Annotated in this window: 20 protein-coding genes; 9 read left to right on the top strand and 11 right to left on the bottom strand. The window is 43.1% G+C overall.

Going from position 1 to position 17534, the window contains the following annotated elements; genetic code table 11:
• Positions 1–618: an orotate phosphoribosyltransferase gene (gene pyrE, locus MN086_RS00180; protein ID WP_248576060.1), complete on the top strand. Its 618-nt coding sequence runs from the start codon at positions 1–3 to the stop codon at positions 616–618.
• A 2-nt stretch (positions 619–620) separates the two neighbouring features.
• Here the strand turns inward: pyrE and MN086_RS00175 are convergent, their stop codons facing one another.
• The 10 genes from MN086_RS00175 to MN086_RS00130 form a co-directional block, all read right to left on the bottom strand.
• A complete protein-coding gene (locus MN086_RS00175; RefSeq protein ID WP_248576059.1) occupies positions 621–860 on the bottom strand; it encodes a hypothetical protein in 240 nt (79 codons plus the stop codon).
• Positions 853–3192, bottom strand: coding sequence for an ATP-binding protein (locus tag MN086_RS00170; protein ID WP_248576058.1), 2340 nt, complete (start codon positions 3190–3192; stop codon positions 853–855). The genes MN086_RS00175 and MN086_RS00170 overlap by 8 nt, the downstream gene beginning before the upstream one ends.
• Before the next feature lie 83 nt (positions 3193–3275).
• A complete protein-coding gene (locus MN086_RS00165) occupies positions 3276–3839 on the bottom strand; it encodes a type II secretion system protein J (RefSeq protein WP_248576057.1) in 564 nt (187 codons plus the stop codon).
• Positions 3840–3844: 5 nt separating this feature from the next.
• The gene (locus tag MN086_RS00160) at positions 3845–5356 is read right to left on the bottom strand and encodes a GspE/PulE family protein (protein ID WP_248576056.1); all 1512 of its coding nucleotides are present in this window, start codon (positions 5354–5356) and stop codon (positions 3845–3847) included.
• Positions 5356–7341, bottom strand: a complete 1986-nt coding sequence (gspD, locus tag MN086_RS00155; RefSeq protein ID WP_248576055.1) for a type II secretion system secretin GspD — start codon at positions 7339–7341, stop codon at positions 5356–5358. The genes MN086_RS00160 and gspD overlap by 1 nt, the downstream gene beginning before the upstream one ends.
• A complete protein-coding gene (locus MN086_RS00150; RefSeq protein ID WP_248576054.1) occupies positions 7328–8158 on the bottom strand; it encodes a PDZ domain-containing protein in 831 nt (276 codons plus the stop codon). Before MN086_RS00150 ends, gspD begins: the two co-directional genes overlap by 14 nt.
• Positions 8142–8657, bottom strand: a complete 516-nt coding sequence (locus MN086_RS00145) for a hypothetical protein (protein ID WP_248576053.1) — start codon at positions 8655–8657, stop codon at positions 8142–8144. The genes MN086_RS00150 and MN086_RS00145 overlap by 17 nt, the downstream gene beginning before the upstream one ends.
• Positions 8645–9046: a hypothetical protein gene (locus MN086_RS00140; RefSeq protein WP_248576052.1), complete on the bottom strand. Its 402-nt coding sequence runs from the start codon at positions 9044–9046 to the stop codon at positions 8645–8647. The genes MN086_RS00145 and MN086_RS00140 overlap by 13 nt, the downstream gene beginning before the upstream one ends.
• The gene (locus MN086_RS00135) at positions 9043–9966 is read right to left on the bottom strand and encodes a hypothetical protein (protein WP_248576051.1); all 924 of its coding nucleotides are present in this window, start codon (positions 9964–9966) and stop codon (positions 9043–9045) included. Before MN086_RS00135 ends, MN086_RS00140 begins: the two co-directional genes overlap by 4 nt.
• The gene (locus tag MN086_RS00130; RefSeq protein ID WP_248576050.1) at positions 9953–10876 is read right to left on the bottom strand and encodes a hypothetical protein; all 924 of its coding nucleotides are present in this window, start codon (positions 10874–10876) and stop codon (positions 9953–9955) included. The genes MN086_RS00135 and MN086_RS00130 overlap by 14 nt, the downstream gene beginning before the upstream one ends.
• A 73-nt stretch (positions 10877–10949) precedes the next feature.
• Here MN086_RS00130 and gspG point away from each other — a divergent pair, with 73 nt between their 5' ends.
• From gspG to mobA, 8 genes are all read left to right on the top strand, one after another.
• Positions 10950–11381 (top strand): type II secretion system major pseudopilin GspG, encoded by a 432-nt coding sequence (gene gspG / locus MN086_RS00125; RefSeq protein ID WP_248576049.1) that lies wholly within the window; start codon positions 10950–10952, stop codon positions 11379–11381.
• Positions 11382–11390: 9 nt separating this feature from the next.
• Positions 11391–11939 carry a prepilin-type N-terminal cleavage/methylation domain-containing protein gene (locus MN086_RS00120; RefSeq protein WP_248576048.1) on the top strand — a complete coding sequence of 183 codons (549 nt, stop codon included), beginning with the start codon at positions 11391–11393 and terminating at the stop codon, positions 11937–11939.
• Positions 11936–12352: a hypothetical protein gene (locus MN086_RS00115; protein ID WP_248576047.1), complete on the top strand. Its 417-nt coding sequence runs from the start codon at positions 11936–11938 to the stop codon at positions 12350–12352. The genes MN086_RS00120 and MN086_RS00115 overlap by 4 nt, the downstream gene beginning before the upstream one ends.
• Positions 12353–12440: 88 nt before the next feature.
• Entirely contained in the window at positions 12441–13655 is a 1215-nt protein-coding gene (locus MN086_RS00110) for a type II secretion system F family protein (RefSeq protein WP_248576046.1), read from the top strand.
• A 1-nt stretch (position 13656) separates the two neighbouring features.
• Entirely contained in the window at positions 13657–14394 is a 738-nt protein-coding gene (locus MN086_RS00105; protein WP_248576045.1) for a TIGR04219 family outer membrane beta-barrel protein, read from the top strand.
• On the top strand, positions 14394–14879 hold the full coding sequence (locus MN086_RS00100; protein ID WP_248576044.1) for an RDD family protein: 486 nt from the start codon (positions 14394–14396) through the stop codon (positions 14877–14879). The genes MN086_RS00105 and MN086_RS00100 overlap by 1 nt, the downstream gene beginning before the upstream one ends.
• Positions 14876–15994, top strand: coding sequence for an MFS transporter (locus MN086_RS00095; protein ID WP_248576043.1), 1119 nt, complete (start codon positions 14876–14878; stop codon positions 15992–15994). The genes MN086_RS00100 and MN086_RS00095 overlap by 4 nt, the downstream gene beginning before the upstream one ends.
• Positions 15991–16566 (top strand): molybdenum cofactor guanylyltransferase MobA, encoded by a 576-nt coding sequence (mobA, locus tag MN086_RS00090; protein ID WP_248576042.1) that lies wholly within the window; start codon positions 15991–15993, stop codon positions 16564–16566. Before MN086_RS00095 ends, mobA begins: the two co-directional genes overlap by 4 nt.
• Positions 16567–16569: 3 nt before the next feature.
• Here mobA and MN086_RS00085 read toward each other — a convergent pair whose 3' ends face one another.
• Positions 16570–17469: a LysR family transcriptional regulator gene (locus MN086_RS00085; protein WP_248576041.1), complete on the bottom strand. Its 900-nt coding sequence runs from the start codon at positions 17467–17469 to the stop codon at positions 16570–16572.
• Positions 17470–17534: the final 65 nt, after the last annotated feature.

Below are 17534 nucleotides of genomic sequence, written 5' to 3'. Positions count from 1 at the left end.
ATGCAAAAATCCTATGATGTAGAAAAAGCATATAAAGAGGCAAATGCTCTGCTTGAAGGACACTTTCTTCTAGCTAGCGGCAATCACTCAAACAGATATCTCCAGAGTGCTAAAGTGCTTGAATACCCTAAAAAGGCCTCTTTGCTTACTGATGCCCTGGCTGAGATGATCCGATCACACGGTATTGAAGTAGATACGGTGTGTGCCCCTGCTTTAGGTGGTGTGCTTGCCGGCTATGAACTTGCACGTTCACTGGATGTACGTTCTATCTTTGTTGAGAAGAAAGAGGGAGGCATGGAGTTGCGTCGCGGGTTTGAAGTGGCGAAGGGTGAGAAGATCATCATTTGTGAAGATATTATCACAACCGGTGGTTCTGCACTGAAGGCTGCAAAGGCTATCGAGGCGCTGGGCGGTGAGGTTGTTGCCTTTGCATCACTGGCAAACAGAGGTTTTTGTAAACGTGTAGGCAGCGATGCCGAGGCAAAAGAAGAGTGCAGCCTGCCAAATGATGTACCGCTCTTTGCACTGGATGATTTTACTTTTGAAATGTTCACGCCTGAAGAGTGTCCTATGTGTAAAGAGGGCAGTACCGCGATCAAACCAGGGAGTAAAGGATAACTTTATTTTTTCTTTTTTAATAAATCTATAAAAATCAGATAAAGAAAATATAAACCACTAAATACAAGAAGCGTGCTAGTAACTATTTTTTCATTATAAGATAAATAATGCACGCCACCTTTTGAATACCTTCCTTCTGTCCCAAATATACCTGTTTGATATACATCATACCCTAAATTAAAGAAAAAGATAGCTACAACTACAATAAAAAGCTTGTAAAAGAAATTCATATTACTATACATTCTTTGCCCTCCAGACAACAGCACATATCTCCACATCTATATCACTCTTTCTGGGCTTAATGGTAAATTTCTCTATCTCACAATTATCTACACTGTATTTTTCCTGCAGTGCATCTATTGTATCTTCCAGTTCGTATTCAAGTGCTTCTATCTCCTCTTCTATAGTTGTCATACGCTCTTCTGCCCTGCTCATCTCTCCGCGCTCTTTGAGTATCTTGCTTCCTTTGCTTACGGCACGGCCTATCTTTGTCGGAGTCGAGCGTCCGAACAGGGCACCAAGGACAGCGATTCCTGCTTCTATCATAGATCCTGTAGAGTCTGATGCCTCTTTTTCTACCCGATCTTTAGCACGTGAGAGTCTCTCTAGGAGTGTTTTCTCTTTTTTACCGTAACAAATTTGAAGTTTTTCTATCTCCATCTCTTTTTTTTCATTCAGCTCATCTTGCAAACGGACCATAAAATCAGCACGCGATTCCTCTACTTTGGATTCCAGCCTCGGAGAAAGACAACGCAGCAGTTTCAAGTCATGCTGACGATAAAGGGTCTCTTTCAGCTCTTTGATCGCTTTTACCAATCTCTTATCTTCCAGCACCATGTCAGGAAGAGGATGAAACTTTGCATTTTTCGGGGGTGTATGAGGGAACCTGTCAAATCCGAGTACTTCCTCAACCGCATCTTCCCAGGCAATACGTTGCTGTTTTTCATCCAAAGGCAGATAGAGTTCGATCGCTCTCTCACAATCGATACCTTTTCGTTGCTGGTAAAAATGTATTTTTGCTTTGGCGCCCAAAGTGGGAGAGAATATATTGCGTGCTGAGACATCGGGTTCATAGTATTGAGGGATAGAGGCATCGATCGTTTGATAATTTTCTAATTTAGAGGTATTTGGAACTATCCGCTCTACACTTTGTGTTTCACCCGTCGTTATGGACTTTTGTTCTCGCATAAGCTTGGAGATCTCATCCCTTTTGAGTGGGCCCTTAAGATAACTCATCACCCAACGTGTACCAAAAAGCCGGATATCATCCAGGTGTGCGCTTTTAAGGAAGAATGTTCTCTTTTTTAGATTGGTCAAGAGACTCTTGATCTCGTTCTTCTCAAAGTTCGAACCTACTTTCCCTCCAAGTCCATCGATCACTCTCTCTATATCCTGTGTCGTTTGCAATCTTCCAATGAACCATGTGCCTATGTTCGAAAGCCCTTTATAGTCCAGGTCCACAGGATTTTGCGTACTCAATACCACACCTACACCAAAAGCCCTTGCCTGTTTGAGAAGTAGCAGCATAGGCTCTTTACTTGGCGGATTCTTCGTAGGAGGGAAAAAACCAAAGATCTCATCCATATAGAGGAGTGTTTTAAGTGCAGAGGTGCCGCTTTGACGACGCATCCAAGCGATGTATCTATTAAGCAGCAAGGTGACAAAGAACATACGCTCATCGTCATTGAGGTGGGAGATAGAAAAAATGGCTACTTTGGCTTTGCCGTTTTCGTCATACAACAGTTTTTGAATATCCAAACGCTCTCCCTGCAGCCAAAGTGAAAAGCTTGGACTTGCAAGCAACGCGTTAAATTTGCTGGCCAATGTAAAACGGTCATTTTGCGGGTAAAAGTCATCCAGAGACAGTACCCCTATCTTTTTAAACGGAGGATTGAGTATCTTTCCTATGATACTTTCTATACTTAGATCTTCCCCTGCAATCCATGATCTTGTGATGATCTGTGCTAGAAGGATATACGCTTTGGACTCTAAAGGATCCGCATGGATACCTACTAAAGCAAGTAATGAAGTGGTGGTGCTTTTTAAATAGGAAGCAAAGGTATCGCTCTCTTCAAATATCTGTGTAGGAGGTACTTCCAGAGAACTCATAATGTTCACAGAGATACCGGCCGAGCTTCCCGGTGTATAGATGGTCTTTTTCACCTCATGAAACTTTTGTACACGCTGAGTACTTTGTCCCCAGCTCTCTATCCCCTCTTTCCAGATGCTGCTTATCTTCTTCGCATAGGCATGGATATTGGTATCCTTGGACTTTGCTTCATCTGCTACCCATGGTTCAAATGAAGCAGAAGAAAAAGTGGGGTCGGTCAGGCACAGGTCTCCCATATCTCCTTTTGGATCGATAATGATGGAGGGAATATTATCTATGACCGCTTCTTCTATAAGACCTACACCCAGTCCTGTCTTACCTGAACCCGTCATCCCTATGATCGCTGCATGGGTGGTAAAGTGTTTGTTCTTAAGCAGTGTAAGGGCTTCTGTTGTCTCCATACTCTGCTTGTCAATCTCTTTGCCCAGATAAAACAGTCCTAATTTTTCATAGATATCTTCCATTCCCTGATCCTCCATACTAAAATAGATACACTCTATTGTAGCAAAAGTTCATCGGATTATTCTATGAAATGGAAAAGTATATTTTAGAGGGGTATTGACGGCGGAGCAGTCGTCGCATTTTTATCTACAGGTGCTTTCTTTTCCCCAGGCTTGGTAATACCTTGTAACATAAAACTGATGGGCTCTTGTCCTTGCTGCTGTATCAGTACCAGGATCTTGTCTTTTTCATGGTAGATATCAAAGACCTCTATCCCTGTCATGACAGGATCGATTTCAACTCTCTCTTCTGAGCGCAGGGGTAAATGGTACGCATTGCCTTCTATACGTGCGAGTGTATTCTCTTTTTTAAGCACGATCCAACAGACTTTAGCTGAAGGCAGCGCATAAAGGGAATTTCGTGTCTCCCCGATGCAGAGCCTGCTGAATTCATCTTTTGTGATCGTGATATTGCCATCAGAATCTATCATATCCATATACAATACTTTAGTGGCATTGGTGGTTTTTTTAGACTTTTCCAAGTATTGGGCAAGTTGCTGATTGGAGTCTCGCATCATATCGACTGAAGAGAAAAGGGCTACGATCACGATACCCATAAGGGCGATGGATATAAGCACTTCTAAAAGGGTGAACGCTTTACGGTTAATCATTAACCTTAACCGTCCATAAGTCCGACGCGGATCGCTTCTTCATAACTTGTCTGACCCTCTAACAGCATCTCTTTGAGCTTGTCGGCGATGGTTTTCATCCCATCTTTCTTCATCGCTTCTCTGATCTGATGGTCATTAAAATCATCTTTCATCATTTTTTTGACCTTATCATCAATAATAAAAAGTTCTCCAATGGCCTGTCTGCCTTTATAGCCTGTAAAGTCACACGCTTTACACCCTACGGCTTTGAAGAAGAGCTTCTCCTCAGGCACACCAATCTCTTGTGCGATTGCAGGGGCAAGCTTTGTCTCCGCTTTACAGTGCACACAGAGTTTACGTGTAAGCCTTTGGGCCAGTACGCCCAAAAGCGTGGAAGAGACAAGAAAGTTTGCGATACCCATGTCCATCAAACGGCTTAAGGCTGATGTTGCATCATTGGTATGCAGGGTGGAGAGAAGCAGGTGTCCGGTCAATGCTGAACGCAAGGCGATCTCTGCTGTTTCATTATCACGTATCTCCCCTACCATGATAATGTCCGGGTCTTGTCTCAAAATAGAACGCAATCCTGCGGCAAAGGTAAGTCCAACTTTGCTGTTTACCTGTATCTGGGAGATGTTGTCAGCATTGTACTCCACCGGATCTTCTACGGTAATGATATTCTTATCCGGTGTCGATACATGCTGCAGACAGGCATGCAGTGTGGTTGATTTACCTGAACCTGTAGGGCCGGTTACCAGTATCATACCGTGTGCATGGTTGAGCAGTCTATAAAGGTCCTGCGTGATCTCATCCACGAAACCTAAAGATTCTAGTGTCGGGATATGCTCTGTTTGTGCAAGGATCCGCATCACGACCCTTTCCCCGTGGTAGGTAGGAAGAATGGAAACCCTTACATCGATACTTTTCCCGGAGATCGCCAACTGTGTACGCCCGTCCTGAGGCACTCTTTTCTCAGAGATATCCAGGTTTGATATGACCTTGATACGGTTAATGACCAGTGTAACGATGCTTTTATCAAGATCCAAATGTTTTTTGAGCGCACCGTCTATACGTAAACGTACTTCACCCTTCTTCTCTCCGCTTTCAATGTGAATATCACTTGCCCCTTTCTGGAGGGCTTGGAAGAAGAGTGAATTGACCAGTTTGATGATAGGTGCAGACTCTTCACTTGAAAGCAGGTCCTGGGAGTTACGGATAAACTCAAGCAGGTCGGATTCAACCTCTATAAGCTCTTCAGAGGTCGTTCCCATCTCTTCAAAATCAGATCCTGTCTGGATCTCCAGAAATTTATTTTTTAAGCGTTCAAAGCTCTCAGCATCCACGAGTGTGATAGGATAGTCTAACGAGAGTTTTGAGAGATAGTTCAGTGCATCTCCCAGCGTCTTTTCCTCAACGATACAAGTTTTGACATCATTGATCATAGAAAAGAGCAAAGCGTGCTTGATCGCTAGCTTATGGTTGATCTCTTCTTCCCAGAGAGGATCAAGGTTTACATCCTGAAGGCGAGGGAAATGCATTATACTTCCTCTAAGATACTTAAATTGCTTTTAGGTTTTCTCTGTATCCTTCTGCTCGCAGGGACAATAGCCTCTTCCGCAGAGATACCTGTTTTTTCTTCGAGTGCTTCGTTGAAGAAAGTATTATATCTGCCCTGTACCTCTTCGAGTTCAGCCAGCATACTTTTCAACTTCTGAAGGTCGCCGCTTTCTCTCACGATATATGGAGTGAGATAGATGACAACATTCTGTTCCTGCTCTATATCTGAAGTGTGCTTGAACAGCTCCCCTAAGACCGGAATATCTCCCAACAATGGCACTTTAGAGATCCCTTTACCCCCTGTTCTCTTGATCAATCCACCCAAAATGATCATCTCGCCGTTGTTCACGATCGCATTGGTCTTCACCGTTCTTTTTGTGGTCGTTGGACGATCTGCCATTTGTGCTGAAGAGGGATCGATATCTTCCAGTACTGTCTCGACTTCCAAAGTGACCTTATTGTTGCTCGAGAGCCTTGGTTTGACTTTGAGACTCAGACCGATATCCTCTCTTGAATAGTTGTTGACCACATTGGAGACACCTGTCGTGGATTGCTGTGCCTGTGTCAAGATGGACATCGTCTGACCGACATAGATCTCTGCTTCTTTGTTGTTGGTACACAGCACAGAGGGTTCGCTAAGAATACGTGCGGCACCATTGTTTTGCAAGAGGTCAAGTGTTGCACCCAGGGCAAAGACCTTATCGACGGCATCAAACGAGAAGGCAGGGTCGTTAGAGTAGATCGGATTACCATTTGCATCAAATCCTTCAAAGTTGTTTGTATTGGCATTCAAAAAGCCCAGAAGCGCTGGAGAGATCTGCAGTGCCGAAGCCCCCATATTCCCTGCAAGTGTATAGAGACCATTGGAAGTAATAGCCCCGCCGTTAAATCCGTATTTTAATCCTACCTGTTGGGCCATATTGCTATCCACCTCAACGATCTTCGCTTTGACATACACTTGTACTTTAGGGATATCGATCCTGTTTATCGTGTCTCTAATGTTCTTCATCTGTTCTGCTGTTGCAAGCAAGATCAGTGCATTTCTTTCGATATCGGATACCACCATAGCCTTACTTGGCGGCTCTGCCCCTTTAACAGGTGTCTTCATTGCCACATCATTCATCTGGGAGATCAATTTGCTCATGATCTTCTCCATCTCTTCGACATTGGAGTTTTTGAGTCTGATGACATACATCTTTTGTGTGGTGCTTTCACCTTGAATATCGAGCTGTTTGATATACTTTATCATACGGTTGTTATTTTTAGGATTACCCACCAGTATGATCGAATTTGTCGCATCATCTTTAAACACATCGACCTTTTCACTCTCGATCGTTTGCGGGAAAATCTTCTTCGACATATTTTGTGCATTGGCAAAAACATCTTTGACCAAAGAGTTTTTCAATTTGATCACCACTGATCTTTTTTCACCCGTTGTTTCGACCGCATTGATCACTTTTGCGATCGATTCCAATACCCTCGGCGTAGCGGTAATGGCCAAAACATTATTCTCTTTAAAAGAGATCACTTTTGCACTTCTGTCCAAAAGAGGTTTGATCTTTGCACGAAGTACTGCAGCGTTGGTGTTCCTTAACGGGAACATGACCGTTTTCATCGTCTCACCCTTTATAGAGCTGCTTACTTCAAGCCCCTCTCCCGCTGCATCGGTACCTTTTACCACCTTGTAATACTCACCCTGGTCTATAATCGTTAACCCTTTACCCCCGAGTATCGAGTTCGCCAAAGAGAAGAGTGCACTTTTTTTGATAGGCTTGGTGGAGACAAAATTGATCTTTCCTGTGGGCTCCGCCTCGATCAAGATGTTCTTTTGTGTGATCTTGGAGACCATCTCAATGAAGTCCTTTACGCTTAGGTCACGAAAGTTTACATCTACCGTCTCTTCTTCAGCATAGGATCCTACAGACAATACCAATAATATACTCAATACAATTTTAGTTAACTTCATATTCTAACTCCATTTCTTCTTTACCTCTTTGAATAACCAATGTCAGGTTATCGATATTTGCAATATTTTTATAGACATCAAAAGCAGCATTGTAGCTGTCTATCTTTTGACCATTGATAGATTTGATCACATCACCTCTTTGGATCCCGAGCTTCGCAAAAGGTGATCCTTTTCTGATAAAGGAGATACTGAACCCTTCCAGCACTTTACCCTTTTTGATCTCTCTGATACCAATGTTCTTATAGATATCATCCATATTTTTCGCATAATGGTCCAGCAGTGAGCGATCTACGATCTTATGATCACCTGCATCTATCACCTCGCCTTCAACTTGATTTGCAGTAGAGGCTGAAGCCGCTGAAGGCTGAGCACTTTTGATGCTCCCCTCACCTTTTCTGCTGACGATCAGATTGATCTGGTAGGTTTTTGCATCTTTACTGAAGGTCGCATAGTTGCTCCCTGCACCTTCGAGGACAAATCCATTGATCGCTTCGCCTTTAGCAAGCACTTTTGTTGTACGTTTGTACTCCACCGTCACGACAGTGACATCTGAGGCATTATAGACAGCCAAAAGTTTGATATCTTGAATCCTTCCTGCAGTTTGTACAGGTCTCCTTGTCGTAGGTGCCGCTGCATCATTAGGGCTTAACTTGACCCTATAGTAAAGGGCTTTGGGCCCCCGTTTTTCACTATGTTCTACTCCCATGGTCGGCAGCCATAACAGTTCAACGGTAAACCAAGCCATTTTAACCACGAGCAGTAGGATCAGTAGTGACCAGAACCATTTGGTTACTTCAGGTTTAAAAAGATGTTTCATAGAACCATCCTTTTTCAGATTTTTTCAACTGAGGCTTTAACATCTCTATATGCTTACTCTCATTAAAATCCAAATGTACCGTACGTGCATTCAGATCGATCGTACCTGTCAGCCCGCCAAAAGACCCCTCTGCATCCACAGAGACCTCCAGAGGAGAGAGGATAGAGTGTGAAAGCCATGCTTGTTTCGTCTCTTGCGGCACCATTCTTTTTAAAGAGTCGTCCACATGAAGCCCCTGTAATTCGAGGCTGCTGTAGAAAAGTAACGTACACAGACCCATCTCTTCAATGGTCGCCACAGGGATGCCTTTAAAGTACACTGTGACCTGATGCAGCTTCAAAGAGAAAAATCCTTCATCTATCTTCTCTTCATTGAGTTTGATCTCTTGCTCGGCAAGCGCCTCTTCCAGCTTATAGTAAAATGCCTGTTTAGGCATCATTACAAGGATGGCAAACCAGGCCACTATCAATACGATACCACTCTTTTTTACCATTTGCATTTGAACTCCACATCGTAAGATGAAGCGACTTTTCGTATCTTAAGGCTTTGTATCTCTACTGGGACATTGAGGATCTTGGTCACTAGAGTATTTAACTCGGCCGCTGTTAAGGTTTTATAGCTTGCTGTCACCTTTTTCTTTTGACTGCTCCATGTTACTTTGGAAGAAGGAACAAGCGTCTGAAGCCTCTCTACTTTTTTGCCGGTTCTCGCGTCGTCCCAGATCTTCTTCAGGGAGATGACCTCCTGGACCTCTGCTATAGCGTGCCTTGCTGAGGCAAGGCTTTGGGCCTGTGAGGAGACCTGTGCCGTTTTATACCCATAGGCTCCCAGCATAAAAACAAATGCAATCAGTGCTATCAACTCATTCTGATATCTTTTCCAGGTCATAGTGTACCTTCTATCTTCAAATCATGACTCCCTGCAACAGCTGAAGTTTTCAGTTTGTTCTTTGCTGCCAATTGGTTGAGACGTTTTGCCACCTGTGCATTTTTACAGGCAAAGTGTATTTTATAGCGATTGGCATCTATCTCCAATGAAGAGAGTGTCACACCTTTAAAGATCATCCCTGATACCATTTTAACGATCTCCCGTTTTTTTCGTTCTATGGTATCGATCGCTTTGTATTTGGTCATGATACTCTCTCGCGTATAAGTACTCTGCAGCGCAGGATAAGCGGAAAGCAATTCTTGCATCTTGGCCTCTCCGGCTTGTGAATCATCACCGTAACGACTCCCCTCAACAAAGAACATCAGTGCAAAAAGTATAAATATAGCTGCGAGCATCGATGCTTGTTTCAGGCTCAGTACCGAACCGTATGCTCCAGAGAGCATGATACCTTTTTTAGGTGTAAAACGATTGTCAAAGCGCAGTGAAGGAGTATCCTCCTCCGCAAGAGCCTCTTTTGGGACGACCACTACCGTACCGTCCAAAGCAACCAGTGCATCATCTTCTCCCAGCAAAAGCGGTTGATTGAAAAGATCGATGGACTGCTGGGCAAAAAAGAGTTTGGAAACGTGTTCCAACACAAAGCCTTTACTCTCTAAAAACGCCGTGATCTTCTCTATATCATAAGCAAGGAAGACCCATGCTTCATCCTCTTTCCATACCATATACTCATAGTTTCCTGCTTCCAGCAGGCCATCAAAGAGTGATGGTGCGATCCTCTTTGCCTGGTAGGCATAACGGAGGGGCAATGCTTCTTTTTTAAGCGTGTAGAACTGTGGCGGCAACATGACATTCACCGCCTCTGTCAATGAGACAGTCTTCATAGAAGGATGTACAAGAAGTAACTCTTTATTGTTTCCCATAAAATTCAAAATATTTTGCCTCTCCCTGAATATATTCAAATTTAAATCCATACTGATCATCTGCCATAGCATAACGTACGGAGCATTCGGCCGCCTCTAAGAACGTTTCACCTGCAAGAATGCTTTTTCTTTTCTCATACTCTCCGCCATTTTCACGGATAAAGTTTTCCAACGTGCCTCTCTCTACAAGCGATGTCCACTCTTGAACTGTTGACACGTCCATATCAAACAGGTATGCGAGTAGTTCCGGGGAGCTGTACTGGGCATCTATTTTATCTGCTTCAGGAGAGAAACTAAAATATTTTTTCCACGGGACAGCTCCTATCTCAGGATCATCTACCTCAAACTGGTAACGACTGATGATATCTGAGAACTGCCTGTAAGATATAATACCGTTTTTTTGGTGAAGCCTGCTTTGCTCTTTTTGTACCCATCTGTTTTTCCCGCCTATCTCTTCAAGCAGCATCTCCTGCAATCTTCCCGGGTCCTGTATAGTATACTCTTGGGCAATAGCTTCAAAAAGCTCTTGTGCTACAGAACTATAGGCTGCATTTTTACCACTGCTTCCCAACCCGAGCCAGTTGATATTCACCCCTTTATACAAGGGGTCACAGTGCAACTGCAGTGAAAACCTCTCTTCTGGCGTCTGCAAGGGCAATGCCGTACTATATAATACAGAAAAAAGGGGTTTTTTATTTTTAAAGCCTTGAAATATATTTGTTATATTTTTATAATATATATCTGCCTGTATCAGTGCTTTTGTATCGCTGGCATCCTGTTTGACCTCATCAAGATAACTCAAAAGGACGGTGGTCAACGCTATGATAACTGCCAAGACTGACAAAGTGATCAGAAGGGCAAAGCCTTGTCTATGCTTGACTCTGTTTTGGGCAGGTTGGGTTTTATCCATCTAAAAGCTCGATTAAAGTAAAATTTGTACAATTGGATCAAAATATTATACCAAAGCAAACTAAAGGACATCTATGAAAAAAAACATGCAACTGAGAGCCGGTTTCTCTCTTATAGAACTACTCATCGTGATCGTTATTCTTGGGGGTCTTGTTGCTGTTGTGGCACCGGGGCTTATGGATGCTGCCGATGAGGCCAAAAGAGATACAGTCTGTCTAAAAATGAACGATCTAGGCAAGAGACTCGACATGTTTAAACTTGATAACGGGACCTACCCCGAAACAGAAGAGGGTTTCGAAGCACTCTTAAGTAATCCCGATCCGGATAAATATCCTAACTATCGTACAAAACCTTACCTCAAAGAGATGCCTAAAGACTCATGGAAAACACCTTTTATCTATATCAATAAAGGAGATGAATTCGAACTCATCTCCTTTGCTGCTGACAGAAAAGAGGGTGGAGAAGAGAGCAATAGAGATATCCTCTTTAGCGAATGTAACAAATAAGATCTTTTTATGCCCACCATTAAGAGATATAACGTGAGCAAAGGGTTCTCTCTTTTAGAGCTTCTTATCGTTATTCTCATTATCTCTATGGTCTATTTTCTTGGTTTTGAAGGGGTGGAAATAGGTAAACAAAAACCCAAAGCGCTCACGCCCCTTAACCTTAAATCCAACATTATCTCCTCAGAACTCTATAGCGGGGAAGGTACGCTTCTCTGTATCGACCAGTGCCGTTCCTGTTACTTCAGGCCGGATCTCTCCTCTCCGTTTGGGGAATATACAAGTCCTGTAGACCTTACCAATATCCAAGCCTATACACTAGACAGCTATGAAGCACTGACCCCTATCGAGTATGGGCGGTATCAAGATCAACAAATCTGCCTGATCATGGATTTTTTCAAGAACGGAAGCTCTACCCAGATCATTTTAAAAAATAGTGAGGAGAGTTATTTCCTTCCTGCGTTTTTCGGAGAGCCCCAACGCTTTTCTACACCAGAAGAGGCAAAAAAGTATTGGTTGAGAAACACGACTTTAGCTTCTGACAGCGGAGCGTTCTATTGAAACCGTTACGTCCCGCCTTTACTATTATTGAGATCCTTATCTCCGTGATCATTCTTTCACTTGCCATCGTCCCTGTGCTCAAATTGCATACAGACAATCGTGAACAGATCATCTACATTTCAGAACGAAATAAACGTGCTTTACAGGATTCTCTCTACTTGGACACGGCTATTTTTCAGCAGCATAAAGAGACCAAGAGCGCTTATGAACTATTGAGAGACTCTTTCAAGATCAAGGAACTGAAAAGCCGTGAGATCTTAAAAAAGAATAGCCGCGCAATATATATCCCCGAAGCGATCAGGATCACACCTCTTCCTGAGCAGGGAGGACCTTCTGCCATCATCAATGAAGTGATGCTCAAAGATAAACACTCTTCGAGCTATTACCAATTTACTTTAGATGCCTTTCAATAAAGTGTTACACCCCTGTATCTTTTCTTATAGCAAGATACAGCTAAAAAAGTTATAATACCTATAATCTACTGCAAGGACATAGACGCGTATGCTTTTTAAGTACAAAGGGTTTGACAAAACAGGAAAAAAGGTCAAAGGTACTGTTACGGCAAGTTCTGAGGAAGAAGCAGGACAGAAACTTCGTACACAAAATATCTATCATGAAGGGCTTATACCTACCAAAGAGTTTTCACTCGAAGCCTTTGCCAAACGTCAAATGCCGGGAGAACTGCTGAGTACTTTTTCCAAAGAACTCTCCTCTTATCTCAAGTCTGGCATGACCATACTGACTGCTGTCAAGCTTCTTGAGAACCAGCATGAAGGCGAAAAAAAATATGTCTCTTTTCTCAACTCAGTCAAAACTATGATCGATGAAGGAAAGTCTCTCTACCATGCACTCAATACCCAAAAGGTCTATGCCCTGCCCGAGTTCTTTCTTCAAAGTCTCAACGTTGCCGGACAAGGGGGGAAAATGGTCGAAGTTCTCACGAACATGGGCAATTTCTTCTCTGCCCAGAACAAAGTCAAAAAACAGGTCAAGGGAGCGATGGTATATCCTGCTTTCATTTTTACCTTTGCCATAGGGATGACCTCTTTTCTGATCGCTTTTGTGGTACCCAAGATCACGGGGATTTTTGAAGATACCGGCCAGGTGCTTCCCCCGATCACGCAATTTGTACTGGGGCTAAGTGATTTTTTGACCGCCCATTATATTGCTATCATTGTAGTGATCCTCTCTGTGATCCTTATGTTTAAAATTGCCTATGCAAAAATAGAGACCTTTCATCGAACCATTGATTCCATACTGCTGAAGATACCTGTTCTGGGACCACTGATCCAAAATCATGAACTTGGGAGGTTTTCGTACATCCTCTCACTGATGCTCAGCTCAGGTGTTGCCTATGCCCAGGCAGTACAGCTTGCCAAGGCGACTTTTGCGAATCACGGCTTACGTGACCTGTTTGAAAAAGCATCTGTGAAAGTGCTTGAAGGAAATAAACTCTCCAATGCACTTCAAATGTCAAAAGGCGTAAAACTCAAACGTAATTTTATGCAATCTTTGGCCCTGGGAGAAGAGTCCAGTGAAGTCGCACAGATCCTGGACAATACCTCTGCACTCTATGCTGAAGAGAATGAAGACAAACTCAAACTGCTCCTCAGTCTGCTTGAGCCGTTCATGATGCTCTTTATCGGTGTGGTTGTGGGTATCATCGTAGCAGCAATGCTTCTGCCTATCTTTACTATGACACAAGGATTACAATAAAATGTTAAATATAAAAAAAGTTGCACCCTTCATACTGCTGCTCACGCTAAACCAGCTTCATGCCGATACCGCAGGGGGAGAGATCTCCCTTGGTTTTTTCAACCATCAGCCAAACGGAAACGCTTCTTATAAAGGAAGCGCTGTAGATATTGAAGATACGCTGGGCTTCAGTGAAGAACAGGATACCTTTATCAAAGCCTATTTGGAACACCCTTTACCGTTCATCCCCAATCTGAAATTGGGATATACTGCACTTTCACATGAGGGAAGCAGCAGTGTCAATGAGTTCACATGGGGAGATACTACCTATAATGGTACGATAGAGAGCAGCCTCTCACTTGACATGAGCGATGTCACACTCTATTATGAATTCCTGGATAATTGGGCCGAGACAGATGCCGGACTTACCTTCAGATATGTCTCTGGGGATATAGCTGTGCACAGCAGTGTGAGCCGTGATGTTGCAGACTTTTCAGCCTGGGTGCCGATGCTCTATGGCAAAGTACGTTTTACTCTGCCTGCCACGGATCTCTCTTTTCAGCTTGAGGCCAATGCCATCAGCTACTGGGATATCACCGCTTATGATTATGAACTCTCTGCCCGATATACCCTGGCTATGGGAGTGGGTCTTGAAGCCGGGTATAAGGCATTCCACCTGGAGAGTGATGAATTGCTCAACGGGTTTGATGCGAACGTGGACTTCTCGGGGCCTTATGCCGCTGCTATTTGGGATTTTTAATGGCTAAACAGCGTTTTAGAGAGATCAAACAGGGGAAGGTCCAAGCAGAGATACCCAAACCGAAAGCGTTATCAAATCAGAACGATTATGCCTCATCCGGTGTGAAAGTAAAAGCCTTTTTGACCGATGCTTTCATGCTTCTCATGCCTATCATGTATATTGTTTTTTACCTTGTGATGGATGGCAGAGAGGATTTTGCCGAACATAAAATGCTAGGCTGGATCTATATACTCCTCCCTTTGGTCATCCTGCAGACGCTTTTTATGTATAAGACGGGACAAACACCTGGGTATCGTGCCTACAACATTACGCTCATTGATGAACATACCAAAAAGAGGCCTTCCCTTTTCATCATCCTCTTTAGAAATCTTGCTGCGATCCTTTCACTCTTCACCTTTTTGGGCTGGATAGTGATGTTTTTTAGGAAAGACAACAAGACACTGCATGACCTCTTGTCTGCAACAGCGGTTGTCAACAAAAAATGAAACCGGCAAACAGATTTTTTTCACCGCTTTTAGGGGGCTACTATTTTTTTTACTTTGCCCTTGTCGGTATCTATGTTATTTTCCTGCCAAAAGTGTTGCTGGACCTGGGGTATTCACCTTTGGAAGTGGGTATCATTTTTTCGGCTGCCCCTTTCATGCGTTTTTTGCTCCCTTTTGTGTTTCGGCATCTTCTCTCCCTGAGCCCCAAGGTCTACCAACTTTCCCTCTTCTTCACCTTTGTCGGTACCTTGCTTTTTTTGGCCACGGTACAGGATTTTTGGATCTATCTTGCAGCAAACCTTCTTTTTGGAGCCGCAATGGGGATCTCTCTTCCTTATGTCGAGACCATCGCTCTGGCTTCTTTGTCCAGACATATTTACGGTAAAGTACGCCTATGGGGTTCTCTTGGCTTTATGGGTATTGCACTGTGGCTGGGGAAAGTACTTGACTCACCGTATGAAGCACTCTATTACTTGAGTGCCGTTGCGTTTTTAACCCTTCTTTTTGGCGCTATGCTGACAAGATATGACACGGTCTCCCACTCCACCCCACAGGAAGATGCCTCATTTTCACTCACACAATACTGGGCATTTTGGGTTTCTGTCTTTTTAATGCAGGTAGGTTTTGGCGGTTTCTATAACTTTTTTACCATTTATGAAACCGCACATGGTGTATCACTTGAAATGACAAGTTGGATGTGGAGTTTCGGGGTGATATGTGAAATTTTTATGTACTATTTTCAAGGCCCTCTTCTACAGAGGAACCTGCTTCGCATTCTGCAGTTTGCTACACTGGTCACGGCACTCAGGTGGATGATATTGTATCTCTTTCCGGACTCGATCCTCTTGACCTTTGCCTCCCAATCCCTGCATGCCATCGGTTTTGCACTCTACCATACTGCGGCCATCACTTATGTCTTTTCACTCTATACCCAGAAAAAACTTGCACAACAGTTTTTTCTGGGTATTGCATTCGGGCTGGGAGGCTCAGTAGGGGCTGTTCTTTCCGGTCAGCTCTATGGCGCATATCTTTTCTTGATCGAGTCTGTCATCACTTTTATGGCATTTGCCATCTTGTTCATACATCAAAAACGTAAAGAGAGTGTAACCGCATGAGAGACATCACAACTGCCGTGATATTTGCCGGAGGAAAAAGTTCCCGTATGGGCAAGGACAAGGCCCTGCTCCCTTTTGCCAACTACCCTACACTGGCGGAATTTCAACAAGCTAAACTCAGTCGTTTGTTTGACGAAGTCTATATCTCGGCTAAGGAGAATAAATTTGATTTTGATTGCAGGATGATCCAGGACAACTATAGGGAAAACTCTCCGCTTGTAGGAATCATCTCTGTCTTTGAAACGCTAAAAGCAGAAGAGGTGTTTATTTTGAGTGTGGATGCACCCTTTGTCAGCAATGAGACCATAGAAAAAATTTTGAAACAGGATGATAGCGGATTCGATGTAGTCGTTGCGCAAAGTCCCAGTGGTGTGCAGCCACTCTGCGGACTTTATAAAAGATCTATACTACCTTTGGCCTATAGGCAACTGGAAAAAGAGAACCATAGATTGGGTGACCTGCTGCACCTTGCCAATACCCTCTTTGTAGCGTTCGATGACGATGCTCCCTTTACAAACCTGAACCGTCCCGAAGAGTATCAGCAAGCACTTAAGAGTTTTGAAAACCGTTGATACCTAGGCTTTTTGCCCCTCTATCATCTGCATCATCAGTTTTCGAGAGAAGAAGACAAACTTTTCAAACAGTGAACTATGATACTTGTCCTTATGATAGATCATCAGGAAATCTCTTTTACACTCAAAGTTTTCTACAGGAATTCTACATAGTTTCCCCTCCTCAAGTTCATTTTTCACTGAGATCTTAGAGATACAGGTCAAACATTCACCGTTCATCAGAATACTTTTAATGGATTCTGTATGTCCCAATTCCAGGAAAATATTTAAATTATCCACCTTCTCTTTAATGTACCCCAAAAAGACCTCTCTTGTACCAGAACCCTCTTCTCTAAGTACCCATCTTTTTTGTTCCAGTTCATCTATTTTACATGGTTTGCAGAGCTCCTCATTTGCAGTCACAACAACCAGTTCATCTACCCCTATTTTCTCTTTGACGATCTCTGAGCCTGGAACAAGCCCTTCGACAAAACCTATATCGATCGTCCCCTCTTTGATCATATCTGCGATCTCTTTTGTGTTCCCCTCTTTGAGCGTGATCTTAACATCAGGGTAAGAACTCATATAACTGCAGATAATCGCAGGCATCAAATAATCTACGATCGTGGTACTGGCTCCTACACGGATCATCCCCTTATTCTCTGAATTCTTAAATTCATACTCAATGTCTGAAAGCTTTTTAAAGATAGGATCTATCTCTTTGTAAAAAGCACGTCCCACTTCATTCAACACAAGTTTTTTATTGATCCGGTCAAACACAGGCCGGCCCAAAATATTTTCCAGTTCTTTAATGGACATAGAGATTGCTGATTGGCTGAGCTTCATATCTTTAGCAACATTCGTCAAATGTCCAGAGACCACAACATTGAGGAAGATCTCCATTTGTCTAAGTGTTAATTTCATATCTTTTTCTCTTCTTTAGAATTGATTTTTATTATTAATTACAAAATAGTTTGTAAATTATATCA

It is taken from the genome of Sulfurovum sp. XGS-02, from assembly GCF_023213175.1.
Lineage (GTDB): Bacteria > Campylobacterota > Campylobacteria > Campylobacterales > Sulfurovaceae > Sulfurovum.
Note: the sequence above shows the minus strand (reverse complement) of the source record. Positions and strands in the feature narration are given on the sequence as shown.